At 64.3% G+C, this 12,726-nt stretch carries 11 protein-coding genes; 8 read left to right on the top strand and 3 right to left on the bottom strand.

The features are described from left to right. Nucleotides 1-1,359 (top strand): cyclopropane fatty acid synthase, encoded by a 1,359-nt coding sequence (locus tag JNC62_RS18080; RefSeq protein ID WP_374840474.1) that lies wholly within the window; start codon nucleotides 1-3, stop codon nucleotides 1,357-1,359. A 190-nt stretch (nucleotides 1,360-1,549) separates the two neighbouring features. Continuing rightward, entirely contained in the window at nucleotides 1,550-3,049 is a 1,500-nt protein-coding gene (locus JNC62_RS18075) for a replicative DNA helicase (RefSeq protein ID WP_374840472.1), read from the top strand. 18 nt (nucleotides 3,050-3,067) lie between these two features. On the opposite strand, the gene JNC62_RS18070 is transcribed toward JNC62_RS18075, so the two are convergent. Next, nucleotides 3,068-3,880, bottom strand: coding sequence for a hypothetical protein (locus JNC62_RS18070; RefSeq protein WP_374840577.1), 813 nt, complete (start codon nucleotides 3,878-3,880; stop codon nucleotides 3,068-3,070). Between JNC62_RS18070 and alr the strand changes: the two genes are divergently transcribed. The 5 genes from alr to JNC62_RS18045 all read left to right on the top strand — a co-directional run bounded on the left by alr (nucleotide 3,815) and on the right by JNC62_RS18045 (nucleotide 9,902). Continuing rightward, a complete protein-coding gene (gene alr, locus JNC62_RS18065) occupies nucleotides 3,815-4,993 on the top strand; it encodes an alanine racemase (RefSeq protein ID WP_374840470.1) in 1,179 nt (392 codons plus the stop codon). The two genes, JNC62_RS18070 and alr, sit on opposite strands and share 66 nt — an antisense overlap. A gap of 70 nt (nucleotides 4,994-5,063) precedes the next feature. Next, nucleotides 5,064-6,467: a DNA repair protein RadA gene (radA, locus tag JNC62_RS18060; RefSeq protein WP_374840468.1), complete on the top strand. Its 1,404-nt coding sequence runs from the start codon at nucleotides 5,064-5,066 to the stop codon at nucleotides 6,465-6,467. Nucleotides 6,468-6,613: 146 nt separating this feature from the next. After that, the gene (locus tag JNC62_RS18055) at nucleotides 6,614-7,240 is read left to right on the top strand and encodes a CvpA family protein (RefSeq protein WP_374840466.1); all 627 of its coding nucleotides are present in this window, start codon (nucleotides 6,614-6,616) and stop codon (nucleotides 7,238-7,240) included. Nucleotides 7,241-7,477: 237 nt separating this feature from the next. Beyond that, nucleotides 7,478-8,974, top strand: a complete 1,497-nt coding sequence (gene purF, locus JNC62_RS18050; protein WP_374840464.1) for an amidophosphoribosyltransferase — start codon at nucleotides 7,478-7,480, stop codon at nucleotides 8,972-8,974. Between the two features lie 187 nt (nucleotides 8,975-9,161). Next, complete coding sequence (locus JNC62_RS18045; RefSeq protein WP_374840462.1) at nucleotides 9,162-9,902, top strand: SDR family NAD(P)-dependent oxidoreductase; 741 nt, start codon at nucleotides 9,162-9,164, stop codon at nucleotides 9,900-9,902. Nucleotides 9,903-10,125: 223 nt separating this feature from the next. Here JNC62_RS18045 and pssA read toward each other — a convergent pair whose 3' ends face one another. Further along, nucleotides 10,126-10,977, bottom strand: a complete 852-nt coding sequence (gene pssA, locus JNC62_RS18040) for a CDP-diacylglycerol--serine O-phosphatidyltransferase (RefSeq protein WP_310418328.1) — start codon at nucleotides 10,975-10,977, stop codon at nucleotides 10,126-10,128. A gap of 88 nt (nucleotides 10,978-11,065) precedes the next feature. After that, a complete protein-coding gene (locus tag JNC62_RS18035) occupies nucleotides 11,066-11,791 on the bottom strand; it encodes a phosphatidylserine decarboxylase (RefSeq protein WP_374840460.1) in 726 nt (241 codons plus the stop codon). 196 nt (nucleotides 11,792-11,987) lie between these two features. Between JNC62_RS18035 and JNC62_RS18030 the strand changes: the two genes are divergently transcribed. Beyond that, nucleotides 11,988-12,683, top strand: a complete 696-nt coding sequence (locus JNC62_RS18030; RefSeq protein ID WP_374840458.1) for an extensin family protein — start codon at nucleotides 11,988-11,990, stop codon at nucleotides 12,681-12,683. The last annotated feature ends 43 nt before the right edge of the window (nucleotides 12,684-12,726 follow it).

The following is a 12,726-nucleotide window of genomic DNA, read 5'->3' as shown; positions in this document are numbered from 1 at the left end:
ATGAAAATCATTCTTGCTTCGATGATTTCACGTCTGGTTCGGCGCGGTAATCTGAAGTTGACCTATCCGGACGGCGAGACGCGCAGCTTCGGCGACGCCACCGGCAAACCGGTTCACATCCGCCTCAACAGCAAGCGCGCCCAATGGGGGCTCGTCCTCGACCCCGCCTTCTACCTCGGCCACCGCTACGGGAGCGGCGATATCGACCTGGTCGAGGGCGACATGTTCGACCTGCTTGAAACGGTCTTCACCGGCAACCCCGAGTTCAAATATTACGACAGCGGCTGGAACCGCTTCCTGGAACGGAGCCGTTATCTTCTGCGCTGGCTGCGGGAGAAGAACGACATCCGCCGCTCGCGCGACAACGTCCAGCATCACTACGACCTGACGGGCGCCCTCTATGATCTCTTCCTCGACGAGGACAAGCAGTATTCCTGCGCCTATTTCGAGACGCCGGACCAGAGCCTCGACGAGGCGCAACTGGCGAAGAAGCGGCACATCGCCGCCAAGCTCACGATCGGCCGCCCCGGGCTGTCCGTGCTGGACATCGGCAGCGGCTGGGGCGGCATGGCGCTCTATCTGGCCCGCAATCTCGGCGCGCACGTGACCGGCGTGACGCTCTCCGACGAGCAGTTTGCGGTCTCAAGCCAGCGCGCCAGGGGCGCAGGGCTGGAGAAGGAGGTGCGCTTCCTGCTGGAGGATTATCGCAACGCGCCCGGCACCTATGACCGGATCGTCTCGGTCGGCATGTTCGAACATGTCGGGCGGCCCAACTACCTCACCTTTTTCCGCAAGGCCGCAGCACTGCTGAAGCCGGACGGCGTGATGCTGCTGCATACGATCGGCAGGACCGACGCCCCCACCAGCAACAACCCGTTCATCGAGAAATACATCTTTCCCGGCGGCTACATTCCTGCCCTTTCCGAGGTAATGCGGGCGGTCGAGAAATCAGGCCTGCGGGTGACCGACATCGAGATCCTGCGGCTGCACTATGCCGAAACGCTTCGACACTGGCGCCAGCGCTTCATGGCCCGGCGGGACGAAGCCAAGGCGCTCTACGACGAACGCTTCTGCCGGATCTGGGAGTTTTATCTCGCCAGTTCGGAGAGCGCTTTCCGCTGGCAGAATCTCGTCGTCTTCCAGCTTCAACTCGCACATGACCAGCAGGCTGTGCCGCTGACGCGCGACTACGTCGGCCAGGGCGAAGGCGCCTTGAAGGCCCACGAGAGCGGCGGCAAGGGCCGCGCCGCCGGGGCGCGCTCGTTCCCACAGGACACAGCGATCAACGGCGTCCCGACCCAGCCGAATCGGACGCCGCGCGCCGGGCACGTCAAGTCCGACCATCGGTTTCAGCCCTGAAACCAGGCGATTGTCCGCCACTGTGGGAATTCCGCACGCTCCTTGCTGTGGATAGGTCGAAGACCGTGCTGAACGACGTCCCCACCGCTCGCTCCGGCCAGTTCGGAAACAGTCGGCGCTTGACCCGTGCGCCTTCCGGGTTGAAGCAGGATCCATCACTGCAATAGGGATTCGGGGAGATTCGGGCCAAATGAACGACGCCGTGCGAAAACTTGCCAGTCCGGGCCGCGACGATCTTGGCGTGCATCATCGCGAAGCGCCGAGCAACATCGAGGCCGAGCAGGCGCTGCTGGGCGCGATCCTCGTCAACAACGACGCCTACTACCGCGTCTCGGATTTCCTGAAGCCGATCCACTTTCACGAGCCGCTGCACCGCAAGATCTACGAGCTTGCCGGCGACACCATCCGCATGGGCAAGATCGCCACCACGATCACGCTGAAGACGCACCTTCCCGCCGATGGGCGCGTCGGCGATCTGACGATCCCGCAATATCTCGCCCGGCTCGCCGCCGAAGCCGTGACCATCATCAACGCCGAAGACTATGGCCGCGCCATCTACGACCTGGCGCTGCGCCGATCGCTGATCACCATCGGCGAAGACATGGTCAACATCGCCTATGATGCGCCGCTCGACATGCCACCGCAAAACCAGATCGAGGACGCCGAGCGGCGCCTGTTCGAGCTCGCCGAGACCGGCCGCTACGACGGCGGCTTCCAGTCGTTCAACGACGCCGTGGCCCAGGCAATCGACATGGCGGGTGCGGCCTTCGAGCGCGACGGCTCGCTGTCGGGCATCTCCACCGGCATCCACTCGCTCGACGCCCGCATGGGCGGCTTGCAGCGCTCCGACCTGATCGTGCTTGCCGGCCGTCCCGGCATGGGCAAGACCTCGCTTGCCACCAACATCGCCTACAACATCGCTGCCGCCTACGAGCCGGAAGTGCAGGCGGACGGCTCGTACAAGGCGAAGAACGGCGGCGTCGTCGGCTTCTACTCCCTCGAAATGTCGTCCGAGCAACTCGCCACCCGTATCATCTCCGAGCAGACGGAAGTCTCTTCGTCGAAGATCCGCCGCGGCGACATCTCCGAGCACGACTTCGAAAAGCTCGTCGCCTGTTCGCAGATGATGCAGAAGGTACCGCTCTACATCGACCAGACCGGTGGTATCTCGATCGCCCAGCTTTCGGCCCGGGCACGGCGGCTGAAACGCCAGCGCGGTCTCGATTGCATCGTGGTCGACTATATCCAGCTGATGACCGGTTCAGGCAAGTCCAGTGACAACCGCGTGCAGGAAATCACCCAGATCACCACCGGGCTGAAGGCACTCGGCAAGGAACTGAACGTGCCGATCATCGCGCTTTCCCAGCTCTCCCGTCAGGTCGAGAACCGCGAGGACAAGCGGCCGCAGCTCTCCGACCTTCGCGAATCGGGCTCGATCGAACAGGACGCCGACGTGGTGCTGTTCGTGTTCCGCGAGGAATATTACGTGAAAAACCTCGAGCCGCGCGACGAGTTCGACCCGAAATACGAAGAATGGAAGATGCAGTTCGAGAAGGTGAAGGGCACGGCCGACGTGATCATCGCCAAGCAGCGCCACGGTCCGACCGGGACCGTCAAGCTCGCCTTCCAGTCGGAATTCACCCGCTTCACCGATCTGGCCGATCCGTCCTTCACCCAGTACGAGCACTGATCCGGCGGTTGGCTTCGGTCAGTGCCGCAAGACCGTGATGTTGCACTTGGCGGCCATCAGGGCGAGCGCCGCCGAAGCCTCGCCCGTCAGCTCGATATCGAGCCGGTCCCGACAGGTGTCGATCGGCTCGTTTCCTTCAGCCTCCAGCGACAGACGCGTCGTGCACCGAAGCCCCTTGCCTTCAAGGACCAACTGCCTGGCGTCCGGATCGTGCGGCGGCAGCGGATTTCGCTCTGCGATGAGGTCGTCGACCGAGCGATAGGCAACGGCGCGCGTGACACTGTGCAGGTCCGTCATGGTCAGGGAAAGCACGGCCCACTGTCCCGGATACTGCAGGGCCGAGGTGGTGCGCGCACGGCATCCGTTTCCACCCACCTCCAGACGGGTCAGCAACCGCGGCGCCGCCGGATCGTCCAGAACCGAGCGATAAACATCGATGCTGCCGTCTTGCATGGCCGTGCTGCCGTTCAAGTCGAGGCCGAGCAGCGTGGCAAAGGCATCGCGCAGTTCCCTTGGGGCACTTGCCGGCTCCTGGGCCCGCAACGGCAACACGCCGTGGGCAGCCACCAACCCCAAGGCCAACACAACCATCGCATGGTGCTTTCCCATTCCGTGCAGCTCGCCTCCCGATTGCGCGCCGGACGTTAAAAGGAACCGGTGCGCGCGAAAAGCCCCGGGGAACACATCGATTGTGAATTCCTTTGCTTTTGCCGTGGTTGCTGCAATCCTGTTGCCGCCCGATGCGTGAACGAGTATTCGAGAACGATGACGAAAAGCAGTATCTCCCCGGCCAGTCCCTTCTCGTCCACGGCGCCGATCGGCGAAGAACATGCGCGGTTGACCATCGACCTTCAGGCGCTCGCCGACAATTGGCGCCTTATGGCCCGGAAGTCGGGGAAGGCCCGCACCGCGGCAGTGCTCAAGGCCGACGCCTATGGCACCGGGCTGGAGCCGGCGGCCCGGACATTCTATGGCGCCGGCGCCCGCGACTTCTTCGTCGCAAGCCCGGCAGAGGGCGTGGCGTTGCGACCGCTCGTGCCGGATGCACGCATCTTCGTCCTTTCCGGGATGTGGCCCGGCTCGGAGCGGCTGTTCTTCGATTACGATCTGGTCCCGGTGCTGGCGTCGCAAGGCCAGCTTGCCGTCTTCATGGCTGCGATATCGGAGCGCGGCGATCATCCATGCGCGCTGCAGGTCGATACGGGCATGAACCGGCTCGGCCTGTCGGTGCCCGATGCAATCGCGCTCGCCCATGACCCGGCCCGGCCGGCGAGCTTCTCGCCGGTGCTGATTCTCAGCCACCTCGCCTGCGGCGACGAGCCGATGCATCCGATGAACCGCATGCAGCTCGATCGTTTTCGCGCGGCCATCAAAGCGTTCGAGGGCGTCGAGGCAAGTCTTGCCAATTCCGCCGGCGTTTTCCTGGGCGAGGAATTCCATTTCGACCTGACCCGACCGGGGATCTCGCTTTACGGCGGCGCGGCGGTGAACGACGAACCGAACCCGATGAAACCGGTCGTCACGGCCGAGGCACGCATCCTCCAGGTGCGCGACGCGCGGATCGGCGAAAGCGTCAGCTACGGTGCTGCCGCCGTCCTGACGCGCGACAGCCGGATCGCCGTCGCCGCGATCGGCTATGCCGACGGCTACCTGCGCAGCCTTTCCGGCGCCGGCGTCCCGCTGCGTCAGACCGGCATTTCCGGCGCCAGCGGATATCTCCACGGGCGCGCCGTGCCGCTGATCGGCCGCGTCACCATGGATCTCACCCATTTCGACGTGACCGACCTTCCGGAAGGTGCGGTGCGCGCGGGCGACTTCATCGAGCTGTTCGGTCCCAACATGCCGATCGAGAAGGTGGCTAAAGCGGGTGGCACAATCGACTATGTGCTGCTGACAAGCCTCGGTCCACGCTACCGACGGGATTATGTCGACGCGAACAGGTAGGCGGCGTTCTCGCTTTGTGCTAACTCGCTTTCAGCGAATCCCTACACGTTGATGTTGAAAGCGAGACCGGATGGCCAAGGCCCGCACCCAATTCGTCTGCCAGAACTGCGGCACGATCCACGCGCGCTGGGTCGGCAAATGTGACGCCTGCGGCGAGTGGAATACCGTCGTCGAGGAAGACCCGATGGGCGGGATCGGCGGCGGGCCGGGCAAGACACCCAAGAAGGGCCGCGTCGTCGCGCTGACCGCGCTGTCGGGCGAGATCGAGGAGGCGCCGCGCATCGAGACCGGAATCGGCGAACTCGACCGCGTCACCGGCGGCGGCTTCGTGCGCGGCTCGGCCGTGCTCGTCGGCGGCGATCCGGGCATCGGCAAGTCGACCGTGCTGATGCAGGCGGCAGCCGCCCTTTCGCGTCGCGGCCAGCGCGTCATCTATGTTTCCGGTGAGGAGGCGGTGGCCCAGATCCGGCTTCGCGCGCAGCGCCTGGGGGCTGCCGAGACCGACGTGCTGCTCGCCGCCGAGACCAATGTCGAGGACATCCTGGCGACGCTCGCCGACGGCAAGCGGCCCGATCTCGCCATCATCGATTCGATCCAGACGCTGTGGAGCGACATCGTCGAATCGGCCCCGGGGACAGTCACCCAGGTGCGCACAGGCGCACAGGCGATGATCCGTTTCGCCAAGCAGACCGGCGCCGCCATCGTCCTTGTCGGCCACGTGACCAAGGAGGGCCAGATCGCCGGCCCCCGCGTCGTCGAACACATGGTCGACGCGGTGCTTTATTTCGAGGGCGACCGCGGCCACCACTACCGCATCCTGCGCACGGTCAAAAACCGCTTCGGGCCGACCGACGAGATCGGTGTGTTCGAGATGTCGGACAAGGGCCTCCGCGAGGTCTCCAACCCCTCCGAACTGTTTCTCGGAGAGCGCAACGAAAAGTCGCCGGGCGCGGCCGTCTTTGCCGGCATGGAAGGCACGCGTCCGGTCCTGGTCGAGGTGCAGGCGCTGGTGGCGCCGACCTCCCTCGGCACGCCGCGCCGCGCCGTTGTCGGCTGGGATTCGGCGCGGCTTTCGATGATCCTTGCCGTGCTCGAGGCCCATTGCGGCGTGCGGCTGGGACAGCACGACGTCTATCTCAACGTCGCCGGCGGCTTTCGCATCTCCGAACCGGCAGCAGACCTTGCCGTTGCCGCCGCCCTCGTTTCGTCGCTGGCCGGGCTTGCCCTGCCGAAGGATTGCGTTTATTTCGGCGAAGTGAGCCTTTCGGGCGCCGTCCGGCCCGTGTCGCACACCGCGCAGCGCCTGAAGGAGGCTGAGAAGCTTGGGTTTTCGCAGGCCGTGCTGCCAACCGGCTCCGCCGAACTGCCGCGGGGCAATGGCAGGCGTTGGGCGGAGATCGACAGCCTGCCGGATCTGGTGGCGCGCATTGCCGGCTCGAAGGGCGCGCTCATGCGCGGCGACGACGACAACTGATGCGGCTGCCGCGAAATTGGCAAACCTTTGTGGAAACAGTTCGTTACTGATGAACCGAATTGAGACGCGCTTGACGCAATCGGCTAATGTGCGCGAGCACATCGCACCCGGGTCGAACGACATTCCAGGTCTGGAGTAGACAACACATGCCCATCACCCTTCTCGACGGTATCGTCATCGGCGTCGCGCTCTTCTCCGCCGTTCTGGCGATGGTGCGCGGGTTTTCGCGGGAGGTTCTGTCGGTTGCAAGCTGGGTCGGCGCCGCCGCCGCCGCCTACTTCCTCTACCCGGTGCTTCTGCCCTACGCCAAGGACTACACGGCCAGCGACACGGTCGCGATCATCGGCTCGGCCGCCGCCGTGTTCCTCGTTGCGCTGATCGTGATCTCCTTCATCACCATGCGCATCGCCGACTTCATCATCGACAGCCGCATCGGTGCGCTCGACCGGACCCTCGGCTTCCTGTTCGGCGCCGCCCGCGGCATCCTGCTCGTCGTCGTCGCCATGCTGTTCTTCAACTGGCTGGTCGCCCCGCAGCAGCAGCCGTCCTGGATCGGCAGCGCGAAGTCGAAGCCGCTGCTCGACAACCTCGGCACCAAGCTGATCGCACTGTTGCCGGAGGACGCCGATACGCAGATCCGCGATCGCCTGCTTGGCAAGCGCGCACCGGCCGAGGGTACGGAAACGCCTGCCGAAGGCACGGACGGCGCAACCGGGCAGGCCCCGGCCACGGGCGAGGAGCCGGCAGAGGAGGCGCCGGCAACGAGCGGATGATCTCGCCGGGCTGCTCCACGTTTTTCGCCAGAGCGGCAGCGGCGGAAATCTGATAGGATTGAAACTTGCCACTGAAGCCTTCGGACTTCGGTGGTTAAGTCGTTAAGGCGTACACATATTGGCGTCGCGGCCAGAAATTGGATATGAGCCTCAGCCATGGAGCCCGGTGAAACCGCCCGGCACCGAGAGGCAAACCCCGTGCAACCCCGAAATGTCCCGAGCAAAGGCTTGCAGCAAATGACCGATTTTTCCGTTTCCGCCCACCGTTCCGACAGCGATCTGGACGGGGATACGCTTCATGAGGAATGCGGCGTTTTCGGCATCCTCGGCCATCCGGATGCGGCCACGCTGACGGCACTCGGGCTGCACGCTCTCCAGCACCGGGGCCAGGAAGCCGCCGGTATCGTCTCCGTCGACGGCAAGCAGTTCCATGCCGAGAAGCACATGGGCCTCGTCGGCGACCACTACACCAACCCGGCAACGCTGGCGAAGCTGCCCGGCAATATGGCGATCGGCCACACCCGCTACTCCACCACCGGCGAGGTGGCGCTGCGCAATGTGCAGCCGCTGTTTGCGGAACTGGAAGTGGGCGGCATCGCGGTGGCGCACAACGGCAACTTCACCAACGGCCTGACCTTGCGCCGGCAGTTGATCGCCGGCGGCGCCATCTGTCAGTCGACTTCGGACACGGAAGTGGTGCTGCACCTGATCGCCCGCTCGCGTTACACGAACACGACCGACCGTTTCATCGACGCCATCCGGCAGATGGAGGGCGGCTACTCGATGCTCGCCATCACCCGCACCAAGCTGATCGCCGCCCGCGATCCCACCGGCATCCGACCGCTCGTTATGGGCGAGCTCGACGGCAAGCCGATCTTCTGCTCGGAAACCTGCGCGCTCGACATCATCGGCGCGAAATTCGTTCGCGATGTCGAGAACGGTGAGATCATCATCTGCGAGATCGAGCCGGACGGTTCGATCTCCATCGAAGCCCGCAAATCGGGCAATCCGACGCCTGAACGCCTGTGCCTGTTCGAGTACGTCTACTTCGCCCGGCCCGACTCGATCGTCGGCGGGCGCAACGTCTACGTCGCGCGCAAGAACATGGGCATCAACCTGGCCAAGGAATATCCGGTGGAGGCCGACGTCGTCGTGCCGGTGCCGGATGGCGGCACGCCGGCCGCCCTCGGCTACGCGCAGGAGAGCGGCATTCCGTTCGAGTACGGCATCATCCGCAACCACTATGTCGGGCGCACGTTCATCGAACCGACGCAGCAGATCCGCGCCTTCGGAGTAAAGCTGAAGCACTCGGCCAACCGCGCCATGATCGAGGGCAAGCGCGTCGTTCTCGTCGACGATTCCATCGTTCGCGGCACGACCTCGGTCAAGATCGTGCAGATGATCCGCGACGCCGGCGCCAAGGAAGTGCATATCCGCGTCGCCAGCCCGATGATCTTCCACCCCGACTTCTACGGCATCGACACGCCGGACAAGGACAAGCTGCTGGCCAACCAATATGCCGACGTGGAGGCGATGGCGAAGTATATCGGCGCCGACTCGCTGCAGTTCCTCTCGATCAACGGCCTCTACCGTGCCGTCGGCGGCGAGGACCGCAACCCCGCCCGACCGCAGTTCACCGACCACTATTTCACCGGCGACTATCCGACCCGCCTGCTGGACAAGGACGGTGAGACGATGGGCCGCAAAGTCTCGGTGCTCGCCAGCAACGGCTGACGTGCGGCGGCGGTTTTCAATCACGCGATAGCCGAACGCGTCATCATGACGCGCCAGCGACGCTGCAATCCGTTGAACCTGCGCATATTTCCTCCCTTCAAATCGTTCCGATTTGCAGGGTTATGCGCTAGAAGGCTGCGGAAACGCGGCCTTCTTCTTTCGGCCGGCATCACACGGGAAGGGTATGATGGACATCGATCTGAAAGACCGAATCGCGCTTGTCACCGGCGCCTCACGCGGCATCGGCTATTTCACCGCCCTCGAACTGGCCAAGCGCGGCGCGCATGTGATCGCCTGCGCCCGGACCGTCGGCGGCCTCGAAGAGCTCGATGACGCGATCAGGGCCGTCGGCGGCACCGCCACGCTCGTGCCCTTTGACCTCGCCGACATGGCGGCGATCGACAAGCTCGGCGGCTCGATCTTCGAGCGCTGGGGCAAGCTGGACATCCTCGTCGCCAATGCCGGCGTGCTCGGCACCATCTCGCCGATCGGCCATGTCGAGGCGAAGGTTTTCGAGAAGGTGATGACGATCAACGTCAACGCGACATGGCGGCTGATCCGCTCGGTCGAGCCGCTGCTGTTGAAGTCGGACGCCGGGCGGGCGCTGATCCTGTCGTCGGCGGCGGCGCACAAGTGCAAGCCCTTCTGGGGCCCCTACTCCGCCTCCAAGGCGGCCGTCGAGGCGCTGGCGCGCACCTGGGCCGGCGAGACGCAGCGCACCGCGCTGCGCATCCTGTCCATCGATCCCGGCCCGACCCGGACCGCCATGCGCGCCCAGGCCGTGCCCGGCGAGGATCCTTCGACGGTGCCGCATCCTTCGGAAGTCGCCGAAGCGCTGATGCCGCTGCTCGGCCCGGACATGACCGAAACCGGCAAGCTCTTCATCGTCCGCGAGAAGAAGATCGTCGACTACAATATGCCGAGCTGATGGCCAGCTGATTCAATCGGCCCAAAGGGCCCCGCGCATTGCAAACTGCGCGGGGCCCTTTGGCGTTTTCAGCACGGCCATGCAGGCGCTTCTTCGTGCACGCGAAGCTCCGTCGCCTCGCTGACGCCGCTCAGTGGATCGCGGCGCAATTCCCTTGCAGAGCATAGGCATGCGATGTCTTGCATCTCAGCCCGGAAAATACGGAGAGCGTGTCCGTCCGTCTTCAGTGTTCGTCGCTTTCGCCGGGAAACGGGTTCTCGACCGACGAATCGGTCGCCGGCCAGCCGCCATATTTGCGGTACCAGGCGCGGGCGCCGAAGGGCAGCGAGGCGAGGTAGAGGGCGACGGTGACGACCATGGTTTCCCAGGTGAAGCTCATCAGCGTCGCCACATAGATGACGATGGCGAGCATGACTGGCAGGACCAGATCCTTGCGGATGCGCCCGCCCTCGGACTTGCCGGACCAGACCGGGACACGGCTGACGAGAAGGAAGGCGATCAGCACCGTATAGGCCGAAGCGATCAGGGCGAAGGGCTGGCTCGGCGCCACCCCCAGGAATCCGACATAGACCGGCAGCAGCACGAGCATGGCGCCGGCGGGCGCCGGAACACCGACGAAATATTCGCTCTGCCAGCTCGCCTTGGTCTCCCGTTCCGCCATCACGTTGAAACGGGCAAGGCGCAGGCCGGCGGCGATGGCGAAGATGAGGGCCGCGATCCAGCCGATCGAGCGGGCCTGGTCGAGCACGAAAACGTAGAGCACCAGCGCCGGCGCAACTCCGAAATTGACGATATCGGCCAGCGAATCCATCTGCACGCCGAATTTCGACGTGGCCTTGAGGAGACGGGCGACGCGCCCGTCGATCCCGTCGAGGAAGGCCGCCAGAAGAACCATGCCGACAGCGAGCTCGTAGCGATTTTCGAAGGCAAGGCGAATGCCGGTCAGGCCGGCGCAGATGGCAAGAATCGTGATCAGGTTGGGAATGATCACCCGCAGCGGGATTTGACGCAATCGCGGACCGCGGGCCTCATCATTCGGCCCGTTCGGTTCATAGGGATGGAACGGCGTTTTCATTTCGGCTCGCTTTGTTTGCAGGCCGGAACGCACTGAAATCGATCCGGCAAGACACCGAACTCCGAAATCACGCGATCCCGCGCCCCTGTCAACCCCGGCGTCCCAGCGTTGGTCCCTTCGCCGAACCGAACTCCGCAAGCACGGTCTCGCCGGCGACCGCGGTCTGGCCGAGCGCAACCCGTGCTTCGGCACCGGCCGGCAGGAAAACGTCGAGCCGCGATCCGAAACGGATCAGACCGAAGCGTTCACCGGCCTCGAGACGATCGAACGTCGAGGTCCAGCAGACGATGCGTCGGGCCACGAGACCGGCAATCTGAACGACGCCGATCTCGCCGTGCACGGTGTCGATCACCAGGCTGTTGCGCTCGTTCTCCTGGCTCGCCTTGTCCAGTTCGGCATTGAGAAACCGCCCGGCGCGATAGGCGATGCGACGGACGCTGCCCCGCATCGGCGCCCGGTTCACATGGCAGTTGAAGACGTTCATGAAGACGGTGATGCGCAGCATCGGCTCGGAGCCAAGCTCGAGCTCGAGCGGCGGTGTCACCATCGCGATCGACGAGACACGGCCGTCCGCCGGGCTGATGACGAGATCCGGATCCTGCGGAGTGACGCGCTCAGGGTCGCGGAAGAAGTAGGCGCACCAGGCCGTCAGGATGAAGCCGATCCACATCAACGGCTCCCACAGGAGCCCGAGCACGAGCGACACCACGAAGAAGATGGCAACGAACTTCCATCCTTCGCGATGGACGGGAACCAGGGTGTTTCGGACCGTACCGACCAGACTCATGCATGCCTCTCCGCTTTTCTTGCGCACTGCAACTAGCGCGAAACGGCCACGGGGGCAATGCGTCGAGGCCGCAGCCCGTCGGCAATCGGGCCGTGCTGTGCCGCGTGTTCTCCGCCACTCTGCGGCAATTCTGCATCACCGCGTCGGTGCTTCACATATTTCTAGATGGCATAATTCTATCAATAGGTGCATAAATTTATTACACAACCTAAAGGAGGATGAAATGGCATTGACGCGAGTTGAAAGCATTGCAGGTCTGCCCCTGTATTACGATCGTTTCAACGGTACATCCTACGGACGGCACGCCGTCGCGATGCGGCCGTTCATCGACAACGACTTCCTGCACCAATGCACGGCGTGCTTCTCGGGGATGCAAGCGGTTCTCAGCAAGCATGGGCTGGAAATCGGTCAGATCTGGAGCGGCGGCGTCGGGCGGTCGGGCGCCGGTGTCTCCTACCACCACAGAAACAGAGCCTTCGACCTCGACGCGCTGATCTTCACGGACGGCAGCCGGTGGGTCGCCGACACGTTTCCCGCCCGCCCCTTCCTCTATCTGGCGATCGAGGCGCTGCTGCGGCTGCATTTCGGCACCGTCCTCAACCACGATTACAATCAGGCGCACAGGGACCATCTTCATTTCGACAACGGTACCGCCCCAAGGTTCAAGCGGGACGCGCGAAGTCACACGCTGTTCGTTCAGCATGCGCTTGTTAAGCTGTTCAACCAGAGTGTTGGAGAAGCCGGGGCTGACGGCGTCTTTGGACCGGAGACCGAGCAGGCCCTGAACCGGGTGCGCCGAAACCTGGGCATTGGCAGCTTCGGCGACAAAGCAAACTGGTTCGCCTTCCTGCAGGAGACGGCGGACGCGGCGCTGCGCTACGAGCGGAGCATTGTGGATGCCCCGGACCTCGTCGCATGATCGATCAGCAGGCGGGCGTCATCAATATCGGGCGGGCATGGCG

Origin of the sequence: Mycoplana ramosa (assembly GCF_041930185.1) — a bacterium.
Lineage (GTDB): Bacteria > Pseudomonadota > Alphaproteobacteria > Rhizobiales > Rhizobiaceae > Mycoplana > Mycoplana ramosa.
Note: the sequence above shows the minus strand (reverse complement) of the source record. Positions and strands in the feature narration are given on the sequence as shown.

What these genes read in the sequence shown, in the direction of transcription:
- JNC62_RS18080 (WP_374840474.1), top strand. Translation starts at nt 1, where the DNA reads ATGAAAATCATTCTTGCTTCGATGATTTCACGTCTGGTTCGGCGCGGT.
- JNC62_RS18075 (WP_374840472.1), top strand. Translation starts at nt 1,550, where the DNA reads ATGAACGACGCCGTGCGAAAACTTGCCAGTCCGGGCCGCGACGATCTT.
- alr (WP_374840470.1), top strand. Translation starts at nt 3,815, where the DNA reads ATGACGAAAAGCAGTATCTCCCCGGCCAGTCCCTTCTCGTCCACGGCG.
- JNC62_RS18070 (WP_374840577.1), bottom strand. Translation starts at nt 3,880, where the DNA reads ATGTTCTTCGCCGATCGGCGCCGTGGACGAGAAGGGACTGGCCGGGGA.
- radA (WP_374840468.1), top strand. Translation starts at nt 5,064, where the DNA reads ATGGCCAAGGCCCGCACCCAATTCGTCTGCCAGAACTGCGGCACGATC.
- JNC62_RS18055 (WP_374840466.1), top strand. Translation starts at nt 6,614, where the DNA reads ATGCCCATCACCCTTCTCGACGGTATCGTCATCGGCGTCGCGCTCTTC.
- purF (WP_374840464.1), top strand. Translation starts at nt 7,478, where the DNA reads ATGACCGATTTTTCCGTTTCCGCCCACCGTTCCGACAGCGATCTGGAC.
- JNC62_RS18045 (WP_374840462.1), top strand. Translation starts at nt 9,162, where the DNA reads ATGGACATCGATCTGAAAGACCGAATCGCGCTTGTCACCGGCGCCTCA.
- pssA (WP_310418328.1), bottom strand. Translation starts at nt 10,977, where the DNA reads ATGAAAACGCCGTTCCATCCCTATGAACCGAACGGGCCGAATGATGAG.
- JNC62_RS18030 (WP_374840458.1), top strand. Translation starts at nt 11,988, where the DNA reads ATGGCATTGACGCGAGTTGAAAGCATTGCAGGTCTGCCCCTGTATTAC.